At 56.3% G+C, this 21,081-nt stretch carries 20 protein-coding genes; 9 read left to right on the forward strand and 11 right to left on the reverse strand.

Features of this window, described 5'->3' with window-relative positions:
* Position 1 precedes the first annotated feature (1 nt).
* The 8 genes from M4951_RS10105 to M4951_RS10140 all read right to left on the reverse strand — a co-directional run bounded on the left by M4951_RS10105 (position 2) and on the right by M4951_RS10140 (position 7,778).
* A complete protein-coding gene (locus M4951_RS10105) occupies positions 2–454 on the reverse strand; it encodes a carboxypeptidase-like regulatory domain-containing protein (RefSeq protein WP_262026361.1) in 453 nt (150 codons plus the stop codon).
* A gap of 109 nt (positions 455–563) precedes the next feature.
* A complete protein-coding gene (locus tag M4951_RS10110) occupies positions 564–1,604 on the reverse strand; it encodes a DUF1559 domain-containing protein (protein WP_262026362.1) in 1,041 nt (346 codons plus the stop codon).
* Positions 1,605–2,229: 625 nt separating this feature from the next.
* Complete coding sequence (uvsE, locus tag M4951_RS10115) at positions 2,230–3,396, reverse strand: UV DNA damage repair endonuclease UvsE (RefSeq protein ID WP_262026363.1); 1,167 nt, start codon at positions 3,394–3,396, stop codon at positions 2,230–2,232.
* 130 nt (positions 3,397–3,526) lie between these two features.
* Positions 3,527–4,762, reverse strand: coding sequence for an exo-alpha-sialidase (locus M4951_RS10120; RefSeq protein WP_262026364.1), 1,236 nt, complete (start codon positions 4,760–4,762; stop codon positions 3,527–3,529).
* A gap of 124 nt (positions 4,763–4,886) precedes the next feature.
* Complete coding sequence (locus M4951_RS10125) at positions 4,887–5,705, reverse strand: HpcH/HpaI aldolase family protein (protein ID WP_262026365.1); 819 nt, start codon at positions 5,703–5,705, stop codon at positions 4,887–4,889.
* Positions 5,706–5,886: 181 nt separating this feature from the next.
* The gene (locus tag M4951_RS10130) at positions 5,887–6,285 is read right to left on the reverse strand and encodes a hypothetical protein (protein WP_262026366.1); all 399 of its coding nucleotides are present in this window, start codon (positions 6,283–6,285) and stop codon (positions 5,887–5,889) included.
* Between the two features lie 192 nt (positions 6,286–6,477).
* A complete protein-coding gene (locus M4951_RS10135; protein ID WP_262026367.1) occupies positions 6,478–7,404 on the reverse strand; it encodes a DUF1559 domain-containing protein in 927 nt (308 codons plus the stop codon).
* 185 nt (positions 7,405–7,589) lie between these two features.
* On the reverse strand, positions 7,590–7,778 hold the full coding sequence (locus M4951_RS10140; protein ID WP_262026368.1) for a hypothetical protein: 189 nt from the start codon (positions 7,776–7,778) through the stop codon (positions 7,590–7,592).
* Positions 7,779–7,781: 3 nt separating this feature from the next.
* Here M4951_RS10140 and M4951_RS10145 point away from each other — a divergent pair, with 3 nt between their 5' ends.
* The 6 genes from M4951_RS10145 (at position 7,782) to M4951_RS10170 (ending at position 14,871) form a co-directional block, all read left to right on the forward strand.
* Positions 7,782–8,882: a GntR family transcriptional regulator gene (locus M4951_RS10145; RefSeq protein WP_262026369.1), complete on the forward strand. Its 1,101-nt coding sequence runs from the start codon at positions 7,782–7,784 to the stop codon at positions 8,880–8,882.
* A 233-nt stretch (positions 8,883–9,115) separates the two neighbouring features.
* On the forward strand, positions 9,116–10,510 hold the full coding sequence (gene selA, locus M4951_RS10150; protein WP_262026370.1) for an L-seryl-tRNA(Sec) selenium transferase: 1,395 nt from the start codon (positions 9,116–9,118) through the stop codon (positions 10,508–10,510).
* Between the two features lie 111 nt (positions 10,511–10,621).
* Positions 10,622–11,449: a hypothetical protein gene (locus tag M4951_RS10155; RefSeq protein WP_262026371.1), complete on the forward strand. Its 828-nt coding sequence runs from the start codon at positions 10,622–10,624 to the stop codon at positions 11,447–11,449.
* 143 nt (positions 11,450–11,592) lie between these two features.
* Positions 11,593–13,068, forward strand: coding sequence for an IMP dehydrogenase (gene guaB / locus M4951_RS10160; RefSeq protein WP_262026372.1), 1,476 nt, complete (start codon positions 11,593–11,595; stop codon positions 13,066–13,068).
* Positions 13,004–14,305: a hypothetical protein gene (locus M4951_RS10165; RefSeq protein WP_262026373.1), complete on the forward strand. Its 1,302-nt coding sequence runs from the start codon at positions 13,004–13,006 to the stop codon at positions 14,303–14,305. The genes guaB and M4951_RS10165 overlap by 65 nt, the downstream gene beginning before the upstream one ends.
* Positions 14,306–14,457: 152 nt before the next feature.
* Positions 14,458–14,871 carry a hypothetical protein gene (locus M4951_RS10170; RefSeq protein ID WP_262026374.1) on the forward strand — a complete coding sequence of 138 codons (414 nt, stop codon included), beginning with the start codon at positions 14,458–14,460 and terminating at the stop codon, positions 14,869–14,871.
* A gap of 35 nt (positions 14,872–14,906) precedes the next feature.
* Here M4951_RS10170 and M4951_RS10175 read toward each other — a convergent pair whose 3' ends face one another.
* The gene (locus M4951_RS10175; protein WP_262026375.1) at positions 14,907–16,925 is read right to left on the reverse strand and encodes an FAD-dependent oxidoreductase; all 2,019 of its coding nucleotides are present in this window, start codon (positions 16,923–16,925) and stop codon (positions 14,907–14,909) included.
* A 189-nt stretch (positions 16,926–17,114) separates the two neighbouring features.
* Here M4951_RS10175 and M4951_RS10180 point away from each other — a divergent pair, with 189 nt between their 5' ends.
* The 3 genes from M4951_RS10180 (at position 17,115) to M4951_RS10190 (ending at position 19,631) form a co-directional block, all read left to right on the forward strand.
* Positions 17,115–17,930: an IclR family transcriptional regulator gene (locus tag M4951_RS10180; protein WP_262026376.1), complete on the forward strand. Its 816-nt coding sequence runs from the start codon at positions 17,115–17,117 to the stop codon at positions 17,928–17,930.
* 150 nt (positions 17,931–18,080) lie between these two features.
* On the forward strand, positions 18,081–19,112 hold the full coding sequence (locus M4951_RS10185) for a DUF1559 domain-containing protein (RefSeq protein WP_262026377.1): 1,032 nt from the start codon (positions 18,081–18,083) through the stop codon (positions 19,110–19,112).
* A 108-nt stretch (positions 19,113–19,220) separates the two neighbouring features.
* Entirely contained in the window at positions 19,221–19,631 is a 411-nt protein-coding gene (locus M4951_RS10190; RefSeq protein WP_262026378.1) for a hypothetical protein, read from the forward strand.
* Positions 19,632–19,683: 52 nt separating this feature from the next.
* On the opposite strand, the gene M4951_RS10195 is transcribed toward M4951_RS10190, so the two are convergent.
* A complete protein-coding gene (locus tag M4951_RS10195) occupies positions 19,684–20,340 on the reverse strand; it encodes a UvrB/UvrC motif-containing protein (RefSeq protein WP_262026379.1) in 657 nt (218 codons plus the stop codon).
* A gap of 223 nt (positions 20,341–20,563) precedes the next feature.
* Positions 20,564–20,995 (reverse strand): alternative ribosome rescue aminoacyl-tRNA hydrolase ArfB, encoded by a 432-nt coding sequence (gene arfB / locus M4951_RS10200; protein WP_262026380.1) that lies wholly within the window; start codon positions 20,993–20,995, stop codon positions 20,564–20,566.
* Positions 20,996–21,081 lie beyond the last annotated feature (86 nt).

The raw sequence follows: 21,081 nt of genomic DNA on the forward strand, positions 1-21,081 counted from the left end.
GCTAATTCGACGACAGCTCAAAACGTAGATCATCTCGCGGCTCATCAATCATGACGTTGAGATCGGACGTAGCGACGCTGTTGTACTTTTTCGGAACGATGTAAGTCATCTTCGGACCCGGCGCCGGCCGACCCGTCCGCTCGTAGTAAGCTTGGGGATCGGTGACCTGATTCGAAGGATCGACCTCGGTCTTGGCGATCGTAACATTATAGTTTGCACAGACGACTCCGTCATTTATAGCGAGGGTGCCCATCGAAAAACGGCCCGCTTCATCGGTCATTGACGTCGCCGATCGTCCGACTGCGTCCTCCGGTGCGAACGCGATCGTCGCTCCTTCAAGCGGAGCGCCGTCAAGCGTCACAATTCCGGCGACATGAACAGAATTGGGCAATTGGGAGCCGCCGTAACATCCGGCGAAAAGGAGCATGAACGCTCCTAGTTGAAAATATCGCATCGTATCGGTTCCAAATCACTGATGGGGAAAGAACAACTGCGATGCGCCCCAGTTATACGGACGCGCCGAATTGCATCAACAGGACGCAAATAGTTGAGAAGATCCGTGGTTAGGAGCGATTCACTTCGCCGCCGCTCACCGTTCCGAGGCCTCCCCAAACTCCGTAGTTGGATGCCCCATTGGAAGGGGCCAGCGATTGATTCCCTGCATCGATGGTATCCGTAAAGAAACGAACCGATCCGTCTCCCATCGCACCGTTCACTCCGCCTGGGTGATAACTGGTCGCCGAAATAATCGCCTGGCGTCCGTCCCAGTCGTCCAGCAAGCACGACGGACTGTTTGGCGGCAAGATCGCTAGAACTCCGGAATAAAGGGGCGCTCCGTCCGCCCAGCGACGTCCAGGGTATTCTTTCACCGTCACGCTGCTCAGATAGTTTCCGCTCTGTCCCCGTTTGGCGGCGCAGCTGGCAGGGGTAACGTCATATTCCGATCCGCTGTTCCACACGTCCGAAGCGATCGCGACGCCTCCCCGGATTTTCATCGTGCTCACTTCACCGACGGCTCGTTCTCCGAGGGCCAGCGTATTGCTCAATCCATCGGTGACGCTGGCGAAATTCTTCCAGCTATGGAAGCCGAACATGCCGCTCGTTGGGTTGGTCGAGCCTGCCCATGCCGGCCGGTCTCCCATGCTGAACGCATAGTTCGAGAATCCAAAGTCACTCTCGGCCGGAGTCGCCGGATCGGACGGACAGCGGAGAAACGAAAGCTTGGTCAGCCATGGCGTATAGCTGCTGTTCCACGGATTGTCGCCATATGGCGGATAGGTGGTCGAATCGATCGTCAGCGATGACGTGATTTGGTTGTACAGTGATCCTTGTTCGACAAACGGCAGCAGCGCAACCCAGCCGCCTAGGCGATTGTCATTGTGGATCGGACCATTGCCGGTGCCGCCGCACATCGCCGGCAGCTTGCCGAAGGTGTCATGGTAGTTGTGCAGCGCCAGGCCCGCTTGCTTCAGATTGTTGGTGCATTGCATGCGGCGAGCGGCCTCGCGGGCTTGTTGAACCGCCGGCAGCAACAAAGCAATCAAAACGCCGATGATCGCAATGACGACCAGGAGTTCGACGAGAGTGAAAGCATTCTTTCTCATGATTTTTCTCGGTAATGAATGAGTGCCAAAATTTGGGAATGAAATGCCAATCGGCGTTCTGGATAGATGTTTCTGGGGGATTTTGCCCACGTAAAATACGTCTTTACGGAAGTCTATCTAGGGTATCGCGGAAGAATCAACTAATCCGCGACCCCACCACTGAGCGTAAGTAGAGGTCATTCGAGACTCCATTAAGCTGGTTTTATCGAATGGGAACTTCCATTGAGGATTTCGACGGAAGTGAATAGTCGTTCGTAAGTTATTTGTTTGTAAGTGATTACAGAGATTGTTCGCTAGCCACGTTCTGATGAGAAACTTCTACAACGGTAGCGCACCATTTTTTTGCCCTCTCGCAAGACTTCGGAAACCCGTGACGAAAAAGGGAAAGATGTTGACGATTTTCGGACACAGGTATCCCGCTGCCTATCGTCCTTGGATCAAGGCGAAGAAGAATTTGACCGCGCGCCGTCGAGCGAAACGGGCGATCCATTCATGTCGCGTAGAACACCCAACGTTTTAAGCTTTGGCGCTTCTGGATCTCTTGGCGCACGCTAACTCGGTCCGCTCTTTTGAAACTGCGATATTTGCCAACCTGGAAATCGCGTTTCAAAACTGGCGGCTTACGCTACGAGAGAAGTCTGTTGGTGATCAACGACTCTTTCGCCGCCCGCGACAACGCTTTGATCGCCAACTCGCGCTTCAGCGCCGCGCTTTGATTCGGCTGCGACTCTTGATAGACCACCACGACCGGCAGTCGGCTGCGCGTGTATCGGGCGCCTGTGCCGGCGTTGTGTTTGGCGATGCGCTGCGGCAGGTCGTTGGTGACGCCGGTATAAAGGGATTGGTCGGCGCATTGCAGGATGTAGACGGTCCAGGGGCGCGCTAGTTGCTTCATCAGCTTCAGCACGGCGACTTCTTTCGCCTTGGCTTCGACTTCGACGGTCAATGTCCGCTCGCGCCAGCAGTCGGGAAAATCGACGATGTTGATAAAGTCATGGTGGCGACCCGGCTTCGGCCCTTTCCAGCCTTCCAGCGGACTAGAGAGATGAAACAGCGGCTCGCGATCCCAGGTCTCGATCGCCTGCTCGGTCGCTGCTTCGATCGACAAATCGTCACGATTGCAGCGATGATGGTGAACATCATAGACCAACGGAATGCCGGTCGACTGGCAAAGCGGCAGCAGATCCGCAGGCGTATAGGTGACGTCATCATTTTCGACCGTCAAGCGGCTGCGAGCTCGCTGCGAAAGACGCGACAACGACTTTGCGAACCGCGACAGGGCCGCAGGTTTGTCTCCATACGCACCGCCACCATGGATGTTGACGACATCGGCCCTGACCCACTCTGCGACTTCGGCTTGATATTCCAGCTCTGCAAGCGAGCGATCGACGACTTCCGGCCGCGGCGAATTGAGCACCACAAATTGATCGGGATGAAAACAGGTGCGAATATCGTTTGACTTCGCGAACGCGCCGCAGGCTTGAAATTGCCGGACGATCTCGTCACCATCGGGAAGCTCGCTCACATCGTACCCGCATTCCGCATGCGTCTTCAGCGGCAAGATCTGGCTATTGATCCGAAACGAGCCGATCCCCTGCTCTGCACAAAACTGCAACGCCAAAAGCAACGCATCGGCGTTCGCCAGGCAAAGCCCAGACAACTTGGCCAAGCCGGCGTCCCGCGGCATGGCGCTGATCGATTTGACAGTGGTGTTGCGAAACTTGATCGGCTGCTCGAGAAAAATGCAGCAGAGACCGAGGCGAATGTTTGTGGTGGAAGACGAGGCTGACATTGCGAATGTGGGGCTGCAAGTGATCGATGTTGGCAACATGGCCAACAAACGGGCGCCACATCAATCGGATAAGAGTATAGCCGGTGAAATTCGACGAGATAACCGGCCTCACTCTTCCATCGAGACGGCGCTAAGGCGCAGCGTTAGGCTTCGACCATTGGATGCGCGAAAGATAGAGACTCGGTTCTCCTGATTTGGCCCTGCTGCGGCCGGCGACCACCCAAGTCTCCTCCGGCGAGATGTTGGACAAGCCAAAGTTGCCGAAGCCGTCCTTTAGTTTCGGCAAGAGCGTCTGTTCGGTCTGGCGAAGTACGACCAGCTTTTGGGGGTCGACTTGCGCGATGAATAGCGGAGCCCGGTGGCGAAAGATGTCATCGTTGTCCGCGCCTTTTCTGGTGTAGGCGAGAAACAGGCCATCCGAATGGGTCACCCAATGTTGTTGTGTGTTGTAACTTCCGAGCGGTTGACCGTCGTCAAAGGCCCACGGCTTGGGCTTATCGAAGTGAAGCCCGTCTTGGCTGGTCGTGACATAGGCTCCACGGTCATTGCGCAGCGTGAGAAAAAAAGTCTCCCCAAACTTGGTGAGCGAAGGCTCGACAAAGCCTCGGTCGATGTCAATGGATAGCGCATTTCCTTGTTCTTCGACGCGAAGCGTTTTCCCATCAAACTGACAGCGAAGCACCATCGCAAAGTGGCGGCTATCGTTTCCTGCGCCTCCAAAATAGATCGGTAGCAAGATGTCGCCATTCGGAAGATCGTAACGCTGCGAGCAGCCGGAGCGAGCGAAATGGAACTGGGGCGAATCTGGTAGCTCGACTTTTTTCCACGGAGCCCATTGATGCGTGCGGGGATCATAGGCCGAATAAGCGATGTCGCTGCCGCCGTTAGGAGCATGTTTCTTCAGCTTGGGATCAAGCCAAAACGTTGCGCCAGTTAGTAGCAACTTGCCTGACTTTGCGTGCCACTGTGGGGTCATGTCGACCGGAACCTCAATCAACCCGTTCGCCATGGTGCGACGATCCAGCGCCGGATCTTGTTGCGGACCTTGCCAGGAGTTGCCGTGATCGTCGGACCACATGCTGCTCATGCCGTGGTACATGTGCGTGCCGTTTCCATCAATCGCTTGCAGCGTGATGACCTCCAGGGGCTGATCTGCGCTGGGTTCGCCTGGGCGCTTTGGTATCTTGCCTGGGCGAGCTTGCATCCAGTAAGTGCCATCGTCCGGCGCATTCAAGGGAGTTTCGACCGTGATCGATTTGATAAGCAGTTCCTCGGCCTGGCTAACAGCCGGCAGCAATGCCAGGCAAAGGAGAACGGCGCAGAATTTATTGCCCAAGAGGGCAATTTGATGAAACGGAATCGGCATCGATGAATACTCTGCGACTGCGATGAATGGTGAGGGTGATGGGGATCAGCGGGTTGGCCTGGTTGCACGGAAGGAGATTGCCGCCCAGGCGAGCGAACGTCGCTTCATCTTCTCGCGCGCCGAATTAAGCGATCATGCCTTGCGTTTCTGGTTTTCGCTTTTTGTCGTTCGGTTTGAGTTCGGATTGAATGTGAGTTAGCTCAGCACGAAGTTGCTTGACGAACAGGGAAATGTCGGCGCTATGGATCAGCATGTTGAGTCCCTCGCGCAGCCAGTCCACCTCTTGCGCGACGTCGCCCCAGAAATGAATTCCGGCGCCAATCTGGCAAGCGCGTGCTTTGCGGATGATCGTCTGTATCGCCTGGTCAAATCGCGGATGATCGTACTGTTCAGGGATCCCCAGACTGCAGGAGAGGTCATGGGGGCCTACTAAAACGGCGTCTAGTCCTTTGACGGCCAGCATGTCGTCGAGCGCCGCGATCGCAGGCGTGCTTTCGACGTTGATGACCAGCGAATGTTGCGAATTATGCTGTTCGATATATGTCTGCAATTCGGGCTCCAACGCCTCCCCCTGCAGGTAGCGTTTTAGTCGCTCTCCTTTCAGCGGGCGACACTTGACAGCGCCAACCAATGCGCGGACCTGATCTGCGGTCTCAACATAAGGAGCAATGACGCCCGCTGCGCCTCCATCCAGAACCATCGTCGCGAGATTCGGATTGGGCTCGGGAATACGGACCAACGGCGCCATGCCAAGCTGTTGATAAGTCTGGCACATCCAGGAAAGCTCGGCGCGATCCAAGGCGATATGCTCGGTATCGATGAAGACAAAATCGAGCCCGCTGTCGGCTAGTGCCGCCGGTAAGCGGGGAGAAGGTGATGTAATCAACGTGCCATACGTCGGGCCTGCAAGCCGCAGCGCCGCCGCCAACTCTTTTCCGTTCATGCATTCTCTGCTGTTGATGGAACGTCTGCATTTCGCATGTATCGCGATCGTATCGTCGAAGGCGACGTCAGGCCGTTTTGAAGTGATGCGACTAAAGATCGCGGCTCGACCATTTACGCCGTCGCTCACAGCGCACGAGGGGAACTTGTTTCCTGCGCCGTTGCGAACTCTTCCCTTTGTGCTATTCCAGGTCGAAGTTTTGCTGCGTCCCTTCCGCATCCTTAGTGATTTCGATTTCTAGCGAGGTCCGATCGTTGTATTTGGCAGGGATATACTGATCCATTGGCTGGATATCCCCTTCTGGGACTGGCTGGCCGCTGGGGCGGAATCCGGAAATCTTCACCAAAAACTTACCGATTGGTACGCCTCCCTTGTTGTTCGCCAGGTAGTTGCCGTTTTCGATAATAGCGCCTGAAGCGGGATTCGAGCTTCCAGCAGCCGGCGTAAAAAGGATGTCTCCGTTTTCGATGGGAGCGCCTTGATAGGTGACCTTTCCCGAAACGATCACTCGTTCGGGGCCGCTTTGAACGCCGCCGCAGCCGGCGAGAAGCATCGCAGCAACAACAAACCATCGTTTCATTTTGAACTCACTTCTGTTGCAGATGCGCTTGTCGTGGGGATCGCATCCGCTTGGTAGGGGCCTGGGATGTAGTGGGCGATGACCAGGGGCAAGTTGGTCGAGTGCAGTCCCTGCCGCGAATTGGTTGACTTGCATCCACCATTCTCTGACGCTGCGGGGACAGCATTCGCAACTCACGTAGAAACATGTGGCTTAGTACTCGCCGACGACCTCTCCCCCGGATCGAGTCGTCAAATCTGCGAGGACAGTCTGATTGATGTTTTCAGAAAGAAAATGGACGCTGGCGTCACCCATCAGAAAATGGCATCCGCCGGGGTGATAGCTCGAGAACTCTTGGGTGTCGAGCGACCATGACCCGGTCATTCCGCCCGGCACGGTATGAGGTCCGTTGATTCCGCCTGCGGTATCCGCATGATTGATGACGGACCAGTAGTTCCCTTCATAGCTGCCGCCGATTCCGCCGGTCACCTCGCCGACGAGCATCGTATTGCTCGTTCCATCGGTAATGCTGGCGAAGTTGGTTTTGGAAAAGTTGAAAAGGACTCCATTGCCATCGATTCTCGCTCGGTTAGAAGCGCACGACCAGTCGCGCGAATCGGCGGTGCTGGCCATATTGCTGCGGCCCAGGTCGTCTTTATTGTCGGGGCCTCCATTGCTGATGCCGCCGGTGCGGACGGTGCGAGGATCGCCTTGGGGATCGCTAGGGCACAGGAACGCATCCACGGTCATACCGATGTCGGACAACGTGTTGGATTGGAAGTTATAGTTCTTCTCAAACGAGATGTTGTCGTAGAGGGCCGTCTGTTCCAGGTACGGCAGAATGTGTGCGCCCCACGAGTATCGCCAATAGTTTTCGTTCCAAGGAACAGCCTGGCTGCCGCAATTGCCGGAAGAGAAATGAGCCGAGAGCGGAAAAGCCAAGTGCGTGTCGTGATAGTTGTGGATCGCGAGTCCAACTTGTTTGAAGTTGTTGGTGCAGGCCGAGCGACGAGCCGCTTCGCGCGCCTGTTGAACGGCTGGCAGCAGCAGCGCGATTAAAACGCCGATAATGGCGATCACCACTAACAATTCTACTAACGTGAATCCGCGGGACCGGGATTTTAAGAAGTAGGGCAGCATGACGAACCTCCAGAAGGGGCGGAATAAAGAGATAAGGGAATAGGCGTACGAAGGGGGATTTTTGGAGCAACGTCGATCGGCGCCAGCGGTATTTTCGCGGTGCTTGGGCCATCTCTCCCCAAGCGTCGACTCGCGACGCAGTTGCGCCGGTTCAGCGTTGCAATAAAAGGAATGTAAAGGATTTATTATTCGAGGTCAATTAAAATGACTTTGCCCCAGAAATATATTGGAACAACTCCTTTAATGGGGATAAAACATTGAAATGCTGCCGTATCCGGCGTCATGATTCGGCCGAGAAGCGTCCATGCCGCAGGAAATAAAACCGCAGACTGGAAATAATAATTGCTGGCGAGTTCTTTTTCTGCTAATCTCATCGCATGTCAAACATCCAGCAATCCGCCACGATCGCAGAACTCGCCGGTAAAATTGAAGCCGACATACGCCAACGCGGTCTGAGATCTGGAGACCATTATCTAACGACGGCGGAAACGGCGCGGATGCTGCATGCGGGAACCGCGCCGACGACGCAGGCGTTGCAATTGCTGGTCAAACGCCGAGTGATTCAGCGGAAACAACGTGTCGGCACCGTGGTAGGGAAAGATTTTGACGCCGAGAGCGAGGGGCCAGAACTCAAGCGAGTTCATGTGTTGATGTACGATCATCACCTGATCGAAGAAGGTATTTTCACCACCGATTCGCTCTTTGGGCTTCAGAACGCTCTGCCGGGTACGCATGTAACGTTCGATTTCGTTCCCCTTTCGGCCCACGAAGAGGAACGCTATCTCCGTGAGATCATTAGCGAAGCGATGGGGAGACGCCGGAGCGAAGGATTTATCCTGTTCAATTCGACGGTTCAAATCCAAATGGCGTTTCGCGATACCGGTTTGCCGACTGTCGTCGCCGGCAGTCTCTATGCATCGAGCCAAGGGCTCTCGTGCATCGATCGCGACCAATTGCAGCTGGGGCGTTTGCTAGCCAATTACCTGCTCTCCAAAGGGCATCGCAAGATTCTGATGATCACTCGCCAGCGTCCTGGGTTGGGAGCGGGGGATTATCGGGTTGCGGATGCGATCGCAGAAATTGCTTCCAGCGCCGGACTTTCGGCAAACGCGCTGATCGTACGCAGCTTGCCGCATGATCCGAAAATTGTACGCGGAGAGATTCAGCACTTTCTCGAGACGTGTGATGATCTGCCGGGGATCTTGCTGCGACCATGGCAAATGATCGAACCCATTTATGAGGCAATTGAAGCCGCCGGCCTCACGCCGCAAAAGGACGTCGCCGTCGCCGTCGCCGATTACTTTCAGGGACCTTCTTCCAAGCCGCTTCCCTATCCAGCGATTCGATCGACCATGACCCCCGAGGATCAAGGTTTTCAATGGGGGCAGCTACTTCTCGAGAGTTCCAGAAGCGGAAGCTCCAACTCCAAGTCCGTGCTCGTCCCGGTGCGGCTTGAGATTCCTGACGAACTGAGCTGAAAAGCAAAGTCTGGCGGATGCGGCTGAGACAATCTGTCGCATCGGAAACCCACGCACTCAGACCCAACGGGCCCCCTCGGTGCTCCCGACGGTCCGGCCAGAAAAAATGATGCGGTCCTATCCGATTGTTCCACATCCGAGTGTGGGTAAGTGAACAACTCGCCAGGGTAGCGCCTTTCCCGCAACTCCCGTAGGGACGATAATTGAAGAAAAGCCCCCCCGGGAGAAAACCGATGCCCACAAATCTCTTCGGCAAATTGCCGACTGTTAGTGAATTGCTCGAACGGCCGCCGCTGAAGAAATTGCGAGAGACGATGAACCCGCAGGCGCTGGTAAGCAGCGTCGGCGCTTATTTGGATCGGTATCAGCGCGACTTCAAAACGCGCGTCGCCGATTTTCCGGCGCCCAAGCTGCATCATTTGGCCGAGTCGATCTCGCGTTGGCTCTCAGGCGACGCGCCTCCTGGGATTCGTGCGGCGATCAATGCGACCGGCGTGGTGCTGGCTCCAGAGCTGGGCAAATGTGCGCTTCCCGAACGCGCGATCCAAGGGGCGTATGCTCGTCTGCGGGATTATCACACGACGCAGTTCGCTGTGGAGACCGCCAAGTCCGGCGTATCGCAAGCCGAGACGGCCAAGCTGATCGCCGAGTTAGCGGTTGCCGCTGAAGCGGCGATCGTCAACTCTCGGATGGCCGCGCTCCACTTGGCGCTGAACGAATTAGCGGTGGGTCGCAAGTTGATTGTGGCTCGCGGGCAATTGGGCGAGACGTTCGATGCGATTCATTTGCCTCATCTAATCGCCGGCGCTGGAGTTCGCTTGGTGGAAGTGGGCGCGAGCAACAGCGCCACGATCGCCGACTACGAAAATGCGATCGATGACGAAACGGCGGCGATCCTCTCGATTGACGCGAGTAACTTTGCCGGCGTTACGACCTCGACGCAACCGAGCCTGGTCGAACTAGCGGCGCTGGCCAAGTCGCGCCGCATTCCGCTGCTGCATGACGTGGGAGTCGGCGGATTGCAGAATCGCGACGAGTATCGCGAACTAGGCGTAGATAGCGTGCAGGCCGCGATCTCGCTGGGCGCTGACCTGGTGATCGCCGCTGGCAATCACTTGCTGGGCGGCCCCGATGCGGGACTGCTGGTGGGTCAACGGAAGTTGATCGAACAGATTCGTCAGTCGGCTCTCTTTCCGCTGGTCGCTTCTTCTCCCCTTTCGTTGGCCGCGTTGACCGAGACTTTGGAAATCTATCGAATGGGAGAGTTGGTCAACGACGAGATCCCCCTGCTCTCGTTGCTGACGACCTCGCAGGCGAATCTGGAACTGCGGGCCAATCGTTTGGCCGAGCAGATCATCGCATCGCCGCTGGTCGAATCGGTCGCGGTCGAGCCGTGTAAGGCGCATCTGATCCCGGGAAGCATGCCGATCGATTCGGTTTGCGTTTCGATTGTGCCTGCCGATGGCGATGTGCCGGCGTTCTGTGCGCGTTTGCAGGAGAGTTTGTATCCACTTTTTGTCCGCTCGACGGCGGGTCATCTTGAGATCGACTTGCGCACGATTTTCCCGAGACAGGACTTTTTGATCGTCGGAATGTTCCCATTGGGACTGGAAGAACCCTCCCAATAGGCCGTTTGGCGGCCAACATTGCTGGGATTCATTGCGAAAGCCGCTTCCTCAGCGTAGTTTAAGGAGAATTCATCGCCTTTGGGCTTTCGGTAATTTAGATCAGTGGGTGAGATGTTACGACTTGCGATTTTGATCTGGCTGGCCAGCGTCACATTTTGTGCGGCGCAGGATGCTCCGGATCTGCTCACTCCCCATGACCACCACGAATGGGCGCGCTTTGCCCCTGGCTCATGGAAGAAGCTGCGTCATACGACACAGGTCTATAAGGATGGCGTGGCCGGCGCAACCAACGTGTCGACGCAGACGATCCGTCTGAAAGAAGTGGGAGACAACTATGTGGTGTTGGAAACAACCTCGCAGTCGGAAGTGGGGGGGCAAGTCTTCGATAAGCCGACGCTCTCGTTTCGTAGCGGTCTCAGCGGCGAGCCTGATCGCTATACGGCGACAGTAACCCCAGGCGAGCAAGAGGCGCTGTCGGTCAACGGCGTGACCTATCCCTGCCAGTTACGAAAAGTGGTGATTACCGGTCCATCGGAAGAAATCAGCGGCAGCATTCTGTATTGTCCGCAGACCGCGCCGTGGGTATTGCGGCGGCGATTTGAAGCGAAAGCGATCGGCGGGGATGTGGTCACCAAAACGATCGCGACCGACCCAATCGCACTGGAAATGCCGTTCCCGGTGTTGGCCGAGAGCAAAACGGTCGCCTTTTTTCGGACGCGGATTATTATTCCGGAGAAAACTTCGACAACTTCGGTAGAAATTCATTGCGCTGATGTCCCTGGCTTTGTCGTTTCCAGCTCGAGCACGACGGTCGACTCGTCCGGAAAGACGATTAACCGCACGACGACCAATCTAATCAGCTACGAAGCGACCCCGGCCGAGCAGACATCGGCTACCGCGATTCGCCGCCGCGGGCTGTTTAGCCGCCGCAATCGCTAAGCGGCCCGGTGAGGGAAAGTCAGTAAATAGTCGGCTTTCCTGCCTGCGACTCCCCGTGAGAGCGTTGCCAGCAGTCGCGTTGGCCGCAATAATTGCGGGTTTACCCCCACTGCTTCGATCACGCTAGATTCGGGAGCCGCGCCATGGACGAGATCTTCGCCAAAACCGCTATCACCTTTGACGACGTTCTGCTCGTCCCGCGCTTCAGTGATTTCGTCCCGTCCGATGTGACGACCGAAACTCAGCTGACCGCGAACATCAAGCTGAACATCCCGCTGATCAGCTCGCCGATGGATACGGTCACCGAAAGCGCCATGGCGATCGCCTTGGCGAAAGAAGGGGGACTCGGGGTCATTCATAAGAACCTCTCGATCCAGCGTCAGACCGAAGAAGTCTACAAAGTCAAACGCTCGGCCAACGGCATCATTGTCGATCCGGTGACGATGCCGCCAGACGCTCCGGTGCAAGAAGCGCGGGCCGTGATGGAGCAGCACAACGTCTCGGGCATGCCGATCACGCTAGCTGATGGCAAGCTGGTAGGGATCCTGACTCGCCGCGATTTACGGTTTCTTGAGTCGCATACCCTTCGTATCGAAGAGGTTATGACCAAAGACAACCTGGTGACTGCGACAGGGACCGTAACGCTTGCGGAAGCTGAGCAGATTTTAACGGCTAAAAAGGTGGAGAAACTTTTACTGGTTGACGAAGAATACAAACTGACCGGCCTCATCACGATCAAAGACATTGACATGATGAACCGGTTCCCCCAAGCGTCGAAGGATAGCTTGGGGCGGTTACGAGTCGGTGCTGCGGTTGGCGTGATGGATTTTGAACGAGTCCAGAGCCTGATCGATAACAGCGTCGACGTGTTGGTCGTCGACAGTGCTCACGGCCACTCGAAGAACGTGATCGAGACGGTCCGCGAGATCAAGAAGAATTGGCCGATTGACGTTGTCGCGGGAAACATCGCGACGGCCGAAGGCTGTGCCGACTTGATCGGCGCCGGCGTCGATGCGGTCAAAGTGGGGATCGGACCTGGTTCGATCTGCACGACGCGAGTGGTTTCGGGAGTGGGGGTGCCGCAAGTCACCGCTATTCGCGATGCGGCTCAAGTCGCGGCCAAACATGGGATTCCGATCATTGCCGACGGCGGCGTGCGGTTCTCAGGAGATATTTGTAAAGCGATCGCCTCGGGCGCAAGCGTGGTCATGATCGGCGGACTGTTCGCTGGACTGCACGAGAGCCCAGGAGACGTCATCCTGTACCAAGGTCGAACCTTCAAGGTTTACCGCGGTATGGGATCGCTGGGCGCCATGGTGAAAGGCTCGAAAGAGCGATACCGCCAGGGCGAAGTCAGCGATGGGGGCAAACTGGTCCCCGAAGGAGTCGAAGGGCGAGTGCCTTTCAAAGGAAATTTGAGCCCGTTCGTGTATCAGCTTGTCGGCGGCTTGAGAGCCGGGATGGGCTACTGCGGTACGCGAACGATTGAAGAACTACGCAGGGACGCCAAGTTCATCCGGGTCACACCGGCCAGTGTTAGGGAAAGCCATCCGCATGACATCGCAATTACTCAGGAAGCCCCAAACTACAGCCCGGACGTTCATCAAAACAACGACTAGAGCGCTGTGCGGAGCTGTTATTCTCTTTTCGGCGGCCGATCTGTGGGCCGCCGATGGTCAGCCGCAAAGCCATCTGCAGTGGCGCCGCTCGACCAAAGTATCCACCGCTCCAGAAGTCGCGACGCCCGCCGGCGTCAATGCTCCTGTCGAGCTGAAACCGGTTCACAAAACAAACCCGGTTCAACCGGTCGCCCACGTCGAACTCGCTCCGCCTGCGGGTCAGCGGATGGTGCAAAAGGCCAGCAAGTTGTCGCCGGCCGATCCGTTCAACGATCCGTTTGGCGATCAGCTGACGCAATTGGATCAGGAAGAAGTCGCTCCGGCGACTCCGCCGAGCCGATTTGGCGCTCCGCAACCGCTTGCTCCGGCCGAAGACGCTCAGCAACCGTTGCCGATGACCGATCCGCCGATGAATGCTCCGAAGGTCCCCAATCCGATGCCGTCGTCGAGTGATCGAGAACCGATGGAACTGGGACCTGACGGGTTGCCGATTCAACCGCGTCAGCCGCAGTCGGCTCCATGCGACACGGTCTACAACGAACGAAACTGCTGCGACGACAAAGACAACTGCAACGCCATCGTCGATCGTCTGAAAGCGTTTAAGCTGCCGATGATCAATCTCGACATGACGCCTGCGTTCCGTCCGGATGAAGAAGACGCGGAACTCGCGGAGCAAATGAAGAATGAAGCGATGGCCGAAGCTCCGAGCCGCAGCTGGACGTCTCTCAATGGAGAGCCGTTGGCCGAAGGCCGTATGCTCGACTTTAAAAATCAGCGTGTTTTGATCGACACCGGTCGCGAGATCAAGCGATTTGACCTCCGCACGCTTAGTGCCGACGATCGTTGCTTTGTCGCCGCCTATTGGGACTTACCCTACGAGTGTGGTTGGACCGACGCCGCGTTCCCGGGCCGTCACTGGGCGACCACCGAAGTCAACTGGACCGCTTCGGCCCTGTGCCACAAGCCGCTTTACTTTGAAGAACGAGCGCTCGAACGATACGGTCACATGACCGGGCCGATCACGCAACCGCTCCTCTCGGGCGCCCACTTCTTCGTCAGTGCTGCAGTGCTGCCGTACCAGATGGGGATGTATCCGCCGAGCGAATGCCAGTACGCGTTGGGCTACTATCGCCCCGGCAGTTGTGCTCCTTACTTGCTGCCGCCGGTGCCGATCAGCTTGCGAGGCGCCGCCGCTCAGGCCGCCGTCGTGACCGGCGCCGTCTACTGGATTCCTTAAGAACTACGAAGCTTGCTACTTGGGAGCGATTGGTAAAAGCGGCGGGATCGTCTGATCTCGCCGCTTTATTTTCTTGGGAGAATTCTTGCTGCGTTCTCTAATAGTCTCGTCTGACTGACGAATGGATAGACGAACCCCCAGGAGAACGAGTCATGCGTCGCGCTTATCGATATCAGCCATACCGCTACCAATCTGAATTGAAGTTCTTCGGTCTGCCGATCGTCAGCATCGCCTATGGGCCGAAAGGCGTCGAGCCGATGGGCGTCGCGCGGGGAGTTTTCGCCTTTGGCGATGTCGCGATCGGCATGTTCGCCTCTGGCGGAATCTCGATTGGACTCATTTCTTTTGGCGGTCTATCGATCGGAGCGATTGGGCTGGGAGGAGTCGGGATCGGCATCCTCGCTGCCGGCGGCCTGGCGATAGGGATTTTAGGCGCAGCCGGCGGCTGCGCGATCGGCGCCATTGCGGTCGGAGGGTGCGCCATTGGCTGGCAAGCCTTTGGCGGAACGGCGATTCGGATTCCCGAGTTGTTCTCGACGGCGATCGCCTATCTACCCTGGCGATAGGCGGCCTATCGTTGCTTATCGATTCACGCCGCAAATCATTTCCACGAGGTTTCTCCTGCGGTGAACGGCAGCGCATCCTGCGTATCGGCGATTCCGTCTCCATCCGCATCATCGGGCGACTTGCGATCATACGCTGGGATGGGTTGCGACTGAATCGCTTTCCAAAGCGCGATTGCCGTTTCGCGACGCGTCTGGGGCGGCGTTGTCGCGGTCACGGCGCAATCATATCCCTTCGATTGAATATGCTTCACCACCGCGGTCACCCATTCTGCTTCCGCCGGCGCGTCGGGTCGAAAGCTGGTCTCATTCGGCGCGAGAGGAAACAAACGACGAAGAGCCAATTGTTGAATCGCAACAAATCCATCCTCGTAGGGATCAACATCATTGAAAGGCCAGATGACCATCGCGGCAGCCTCTTTCTGGCTGAGCAAACCGGTCCAGATTTCCGCTAGCCATTGCGGATCCTGCCACATCTCGCGCGGAGAAACTTCCTTCAGCAAACTGACCGCAGCGACCGCTCCGCATGCCTGACCGGCCGCCATCGATTGGTCGTGCAAGCGGCAAGAGGAGCTGACGATGCTGGAGTATCCCAAATTCTTTTGAGCTCCCAGCAAGCCGTCCAGCTTTTGCGGTACAAAGCTGCGTAGGGGAAAAATCGCGAGTCCTGTTCCTCCCACGCCGAATCTTCGCTTGCCGCGAAAACTCGCATCCCAGGGGCCCTCTGCGCCTTCTGGGCTGAGCCACTTCCGCGCGGTCGGATGAAAATCGAGTTCAAACTGCCAAGAGAAGACTCCATCTGCAAACATCGTCTGCGCGTAGTTGGACTGTGCTCCCGCTCCAACCACTTCCTGTTCCTTGAGCATGTGCAGCGCTTTCAGTCGCAGACTCTCTCTTACATAGGGTTTGGGAGGAAGTTTGTCGGCAGTGCCAAACTCATCGCTCATCGCCATCGTGCGGAAAGAGGGGTATTTCTGCTGCATGAAATACAGATATTGCAAGGTGCGCAGACGCGCGTCTTGAAAGACGATTTCTCGCTGCTGCGGCGTCAAAGCGACAAACTGCTTTGTAGATGCGCCTGGTTCCGTCGCTTCCAGCGAGGCGGCTACGTCGTCCGTGAAGACATCCAGCGGATAATCGACCTGCGGATTATTAATCAGATAGATGTCGGCCTGTTGGCGATCCTGAAGCGCTTTGCCGTCGACGAGTCGCCGCGAAGCGAAATTGAACTTGTCATCGATCCATTTCCACTGTCCTAAAAAATCGCGTTCATCGTAGCCAGCCGGCTGAGGAATCAAAGCTTCTTCCGCCTGGGCGACGAGAATCATGCACCACGTAATTGGATTCACATCGGTGTTTGGCTCGGGAGATTCCTGCGCTCGCGGTTCTCCATATTTGGAACGAGCGTCCAGGCCGAAATCATAAGGAGCGCCGGAAAGCTTGATGACGTCGCCCCAGTCGCTGGCGTCGATCGTCATCTTGGCCTGCACTGTCAACGGAGTCGCGGCTGCTGCGAGCGGTTCAAAGGCGACGTCCTTTACGCGGTTGTCTTGCACCGTGACAGACTTTACCCGCAGATTAGAAAAACGTTGAATTTGCCCAGACGCTTCGTACGGTTGAAGTAATGCTGCGAAGATCTCATGCGCGATCACGGGGCGACAAGTCGTAATCACACGCGTATTTCCAGGACGGCGCACTCCGTACAGTTCTTCGTTCTTGTCTTCAATCGCGTCGATCACTTCTCGAAATAGTCCGGAGCGAGGGATCGGGACTTTGCCGTTGTATTCATGGGCGCGATTCTCATCGATCGCTCCCAGAGCTTCGGAAGAGAACTGACCGCCGACCCAATCGGTGTCGTTGACCAGCACGATTCGCTTGACGCCCATCCGCGCCGCTTGGACCGCGGCGGCGCAGCCTGACTCGGTCCCCCCCACGACCAGCAAGTCCGTTTCGATGATCGACGGAGTTACGGCATCAACCGCCCAAGCAGCGCCGACATTCCATAATACGATCGCTGCGATCAAGCCATTCAAGCGAAGCCGTGTGGTGGGCGACATGTTTTTTCTCCAGGGGTTTCAACAAAGGCTCGACCGGCGAGGACAAAGTCCGGCGTGCGAAAGGTGCTCAAGGAAATGATTTGTAAAAAAACGAGAAATTCTGTTGCTGTTTGTTATATGAAACGGTAGTTTAAATGTCAAACAAGTAATTACTGACTAGCAGCGAAGCTCAACCGTTTGGGAAGTTCCATGGCTACCGCGAAAACGCAGGATGTCGTTGTCGAAAACGATCGTTATCACGTTCCCAGCCTGGTGCGTGCGTTGCAGATTTTGGAACTGATCGCCGGCGCCCCTTCGGCGCTTGGGGTTTCCGAAATGGCGGCGCGGCTCGGTATTCCCAAGAACAGCATCTTTCGGATCGTCACCACGCTGGCGGATTACGGATATCTCAATCGAGAGCCGATTCTCAAGCTGTACAGCACTTCAACCAAACTGCTGGCGCTGGGATATGCGGCGGTCAATGAGTCGCAATTGCTGGAAAAGGCGTTGGGGCCGATGCGCTGTTTGCGGGACGCGACGCAAGAAACCGTCTTGCTGGGCGTCCTCAGCGGAGGCCACGGCGTGGTCGTCGAGCAGTTGCTCAGCCCCCAGGCGGTCAAAGTCATGGTCGAGATTGGCCACCAGTTTCCGTTGCACACGTCGGCGCCGGGAAAAGTGATGGTGGCGCATTTGCCTGCGGCGGAAATGGACGTGATCGTCGAGCAGATTGATTTCGTTCGCTATACCAACCGCACGATTACCGATCGTGCCGCCTACTTCCAAGAGTTGGAACGGGTTCGCGAGCATGGTTTCGCCGTCGATCGCGAAGAACAAGTCGAAGGGGTCAACTGCATCGCGGCCCCCATTCGAAATCGGAGAAATGAAGTGATCGCAGCGATTTGGGTGACCGGCCCTAGCGCTCGTTTCAAGAAAGCGTCGCTAGAAACGATTCGACGCAAGACGATTGAACAGGCGAATGTCATTTCAGGCCGCATCGGCTGGAGTCCTTCCAACTCTGCGGACTGATTGATTTAAGACCGGTCATTTCCCCCCCAGAACAGAAATCGAGGAGTCATTTCGATCGTAGCCAAGTTGCAGCGAACGCCATTTCCATAGATCAACAGCAGAGCTTATCTCGCATCTTTTCCATCTCATCCTATTCGCAGGAAATTTGCCATGAATATTCATTTCAATCGAGGCGATCAATATCGACGCCGCGGTTTTACGCTTGTCGAGTTATTGGTGGTCATCGCGATCATCGGCGTATTGATCGCTTTGCTTTTGCCGGCGGTCCAGCAAGCGCGCGAAGCGGCTCGTCGCATGAGTTGCACCAACAAGTTGAAACAGTTGGGGCTGGCGCTGCATAACTATCACGACACGTTCAGCGTCTTTCCGCCAGGCAACGTAATGTCGGCAAAGCGAGAGACCTATCCGACAAATTGGTGCAGATGGCCCGCTTCCACTGCTTATAACGGCGCTCCTTGGTCGGTGCTGATTCTGCCGCAATTGGAACAAGGCAATCTCCATTCGCGGGTCGAAATGGGCTCGCGTTTTACCGGCATGACCGATCATAGTCCGACGGATGACCCGAATGGTTCCGCGGCCAATCATGCGGTTTTTTTGACGCCCAATCCCGCTTATCAATGCCCCAGCGATCCGAACTCGGCGTCGGACGCCAACAACAGCACCTACTTTGGAGTCATGGGCGGGGCCATCGGTAACGTCGCGACGCAAAAGCCAGATATCTGCGCGTCGGCGACCGATCGTTACTTTTTTACCGAAGGCATTCTCTTTGTCGATTCCAGGATTAGCTTTCGCGATATCCTCGATGGATCGACAAATACCTATCTTGTCGGCGAAACGAAGTATCAGTTGCGTCCAGGCGGACGAGCGGCGGCCTCCTCCACTTATCCCAACGCCTATTTTGGCTGGGCGTCGAGCGTTCGTAGCGTGGACGCTGGCGGCGCCGTCGCCGGCGTGATGACCGCGTCCCGTTGGCAGATCAATTCGCTCGCCCAAGATGGATCGAAGATCGACACCGCTTTCTCGAATCGCGGCGCACAAAACGGAACGATGGGCAGCTTTCACCCCGGCGGCTGCAATGCGAATTTTGCGGATGGTTCCGTTCGATTCATGAGCCAGACGATGGACTTGGAAACGCATCGCGTGTTGGGGAGTCGCGATGAAGGGGTTGTCGCGAGCTTTTAGTGGGAAACCGACGATTCGTCAATCTGCAAGGCAGGCGTTTCACGTACGAATCATTCGGCGGAATCGGAGCGCATCCATCATCATTTTATCTCTAGCGAGTTTATTGGAATGAGAAATTCTCACGCAAACACATTATCTCTTGCCGCCCTCCTCTTTCCCTGTTTGATTGGCGTCGGCTGTTTTTCGGATCCATCCAGCTTGCGCACCTACCAATGTTCCGGCATGGTCACCTTTGACGGCAAGCCGGTGGAGTTGGGCTACATTAGTTTTGAGCCCAACACCGCCGCCGGAAACTCGGGACCAGGCGCCAGTGTAAAAATTACGCAAGGGCGATATGTGACTGAATCTGGTAAAGGAGTCGTCGGAGGGCCCTATCGCGTCGTTATCGTCGGCTACGACGGCAAGTCGCCGGATGGTTTGGGTGACGGAAATCCGCTCTTTCCCGAGATCGTCATCGAACGCGATTTGCCGCAAGATGACTCGGTGCAAGACTTCGAGGTTCCGCGCGGTAAGCGATAGAGCAAGCTCGCCTTGCGGGCGGAGTAGACGCGGCGTCAGCAGTCGGCCTGTACTACCGTTCCCGTTTCGAGATGCGATCGCGGATTTGGGCGGCGCGTTCGTATTCTTCTTGGGCGACCGCTTCGGACAGTTGTTCTTGCAGCGTCTGTCCGACTTCGTATTGGCTGCGTAGTTGTTCGCGCAGTTCGATCAAGCGTTTGACCAGTTCGTCGTTATCGTATTCGTCTTCCAGTTCGAATTCGGCGAAGACTTCGCGCATTTCTTCCAGCCCGAGATTGATCACTTCAATCGCGCGCTCCGGCGTCAGGTCAGTGAGCGTCGCCAGCGCGGCGGCTTGAATTCGATGGAAGAGTACGAAGGGGCGAAACTGTTCGTGCGAGTCGATCCACTCGTCATCGTCCGAGTGGTCGCGGCAAATGTCCATCAACAGCAGAGTTTGATCGGCGTCACGTACGGCCCGTTGATACTCTCGCAGACCGAGCCAGCAAATCCGGCGGTGATAGAACTGGATGAACTCCCGATCGATTTCGGTGCAATCGCCGTCGGTCAGGATGTAATCAGGATCCTCGTCGATCCGCTGTTGCAGGTAGTCGGCGTAGGTGACAAAACCAAACGGCTCGCCCCCGTCGGGACGCCCGTCGACTTCCATTTGCATCAACCCCATTTCGATTCGCATCTGAACCACATCACGACCGTCGTCGCCTGACACGATCCGCGCGCTAAGGTGCCCGTTTTCAAAGGGCCAATCATTTAAGATGGAGTCGATATGCTCGGGATTTTCCATAGCCAAATTATAGCGCACGCTGCGTGTTTTGAGCTAGGCGGCGCGAATTTATCGAATGCTCGGATCTTGCCGCCGATTGGTAGTGCTAATAGAGCCTGCACGTGCCCCCCCGACGAAATGCGAATGAACGGTTGCGGTTCGACGCGACTTATTCAGGCGGAGCGCCCGGCGGACGTCGCATTTTTTTCGTTTCGCCCCGCTGTTTCTTGTTGGTGATTCGCCGTTCTACAGAACCGCGACTGGGGCGCGTGGCGCGACGCGGTTTCTCTCGCGCCGCCGAATCAAGCAAAATGACGCGCAACTTTTCTAGGCAACTGTCGATGTTGGCTCGTTGATCGCGGCTATTATCATCACTGATAATGATCTCGCCGTTTTTATTGATGCGCCCTCCCCAGCGAGTTCGCAGGCGTTCTTTCACGCGATCGTCGATATGCTCGGATTCGTCAAAGGCCCAGCGCAGCATCGCCTTGGAGTTGACCTTGTTCACGTTTTGGCCGCCGGGGCCGCTGCTGCGTGAGAAGGTAAACTTCAATTCCGCCAAGGGAATCTGGATCGAGTTGTTGACGCGTAAAACGGGCATGGGAGCACCTGGGACAGCAATCGTCTGCATGACATTGTAGACTGGTAGTCAATCTCTCGCTTCGTATGGACCTACCTATCGAATTA

The sequence above is a fragment of the Blastopirellula sp. J2-11 genome (assembly GCF_024584705.1).
Classification (GTDB): domain Bacteria; phylum Planctomycetota; class Planctomycetia; order Pirellulales; family Pirellulaceae; genus Blastopirellula.

Excerpts from the sequence above, each read along its gene's own strand:
- M4951_RS10105 (WP_262026361.1), bottom strand. The coding sequence starts at position 454 with ATGCGATATTTTCAACTAGGAGCGTTCATGCTCCTTTTCGCCGGATGT.
- M4951_RS10180 (WP_262026376.1), top strand. The coding sequence starts at position 17,115 with ATGGCTACCGCGAAAACGCAGGATGTCGTTGTCGAAAACGATCGTTAT.
- M4951_RS10190 (WP_262026378.1), top strand. The coding sequence starts at position 19,221 with ATGAGAAATTCTCACGCAAACACATTATCTCTTGCCGCCCTCCTCTTT.
- uvsE (WP_262026363.1), bottom strand. The coding sequence starts at position 3,396 with ATGTCAGCCTCGTCTTCCACCACAAACATTCGCCTCGGTCTCTGCTGC.
- M4951_RS10185 (WP_262026377.1), top strand. The coding sequence starts at position 18,081 with ATGAATATTCATTTCAATCGAGGCGATCAATATCGACGCCGCGGTTTT.
- M4951_RS10165 (WP_262026373.1), top strand. The coding sequence starts at position 13,004 with ATGACATCGCAATTACTCAGGAAGCCCCAAACTACAGCCCGGACGTTC.
- M4951_RS10145 (WP_262026369.1), top strand. The coding sequence starts at position 7,782 with ATGTCAAACATCCAGCAATCCGCCACGATCGCAGAACTCGCCGGTAAA.
- M4951_RS10120 (WP_262026364.1), bottom strand. The coding sequence starts at position 4,762 with ATGCCGATTCCGTTTCATCAAATTGCCCTCTTGGGCAATAAATTCTGC.
- M4951_RS10140 (WP_262026368.1), bottom strand. The coding sequence starts at position 7,778 with ATGAGATTAGCAGAAAAAGAACTCGCCAGCAATTATTATTTCCAGTCT.
- M4951_RS10170 (WP_262026374.1), top strand. The coding sequence starts at position 14,458 with ATGCGTCGCGCTTATCGATATCAGCCATACCGCTACCAATCTGAATTG.
- M4951_RS10125 (WP_262026365.1), bottom strand. The coding sequence starts at position 5,705 with ATGAACGGAAAAGAGTTGGCGGCGGCGCTGCGGCTTGCAGGCCCGACG.
- selA (WP_262026370.1), top strand. The coding sequence starts at position 9,116 with ATGCCCACAAATCTCTTCGGCAAATTGCCGACTGTTAGTGAATTGCTC.
- M4951_RS10110 (WP_262026362.1), bottom strand. The coding sequence starts at position 1,604 with ATGAGAAAGAATGCTTTCACTCTCGTCGAACTCCTGGTCGTCATTGCG.
- guaB (WP_262026372.1), top strand. The coding sequence starts at position 11,593 with ATGGACGAGATCTTCGCCAAAACCGCTATCACCTTTGACGACGTTCTG.
- arfB (WP_262026380.1), bottom strand. The coding sequence starts at position 20,995 with ATGCCCGTTTTACGCGTCAACAACTCGATCCAGATTCCCTTGGCGGAA.
- M4951_RS10130 (WP_262026366.1), bottom strand. The coding sequence starts at position 6,285 with ATGAAACGATGGTTTGTTGTTGCTGCGATGCTTCTCGCCGGCTGCGGC.
- M4951_RS10175 (WP_262026375.1), bottom strand. The coding sequence starts at position 16,925 with ATGTCGCCCACCACACGGCTTCGCTTGAATGGCTTGATCGCAGCGATC.
- M4951_RS10135 (WP_262026367.1), bottom strand. The coding sequence starts at position 7,404 with ATGCTGCCCTACTTCTTAAAATCCCGGTCCCGCGGATTCACGTTAGTA.
- M4951_RS10155 (WP_262026371.1), top strand. The coding sequence starts at position 10,622 with ATGTTACGACTTGCGATTTTGATCTGGCTGGCCAGCGTCACATTTTGT.